Consider the following 429-nt stretch of genomic DNA (forward strand, 5'->3'; position numbering starts at 1 on the left):
ACATAGGAGTTGTTCACAACATGAAACATCAACATAAGAAAAACACACTCATTTTAAATAATTTCTTTTCAATTAGAAAGCTTAAATTTGGAGTAGCTTCAATCACATTAGGTTCAGCACTTATTATTGGTGCACACCATGAAGCTCAAGCCGCTGAAAGCAATAATAGTCAAGGTACTCAAAACTCTACAACTATTGACCAAACTAACAAAAATACGAATCAATCAGCGCAACAAGCGCAGTCCAAACCAGCCGATACGGTTGCTACTCAAAATTCAAATACTCAAAATAACCAAGCTACTACGCAAAATGCGCCAACTACTAATACAAACAATAGTAATTCAAAGTCGAATGAACTTTCTCAAACTTTAAATTTCCAAGTTCAAAAAGATAAAACAAACGACGTTTCTCACATGGATCAATATGTGC

At 34.5% G+C, this 429-nt stretch carries 1 protein-coding gene; it reads left to right on the forward strand.

The annotated features are described in order from the left end of the window. Positions 1-20: 20 nt before the first annotated feature. Positions 21-429, forward strand: a 409-nt coding sequence (locus HZY83_RS03990; RefSeq protein ID WP_179942785.1) for a YSIRK-type signal peptide-containing protein, incomplete at its 3' end; no start/stop codon positions are given.

Source organism: Gemella sp. GH3, assembly GCF_013415425.1.
Classification (GTDB): domain Bacteria; phylum Bacillota; class Bacilli; order Staphylococcales; family Gemellaceae; genus Gemelliphila.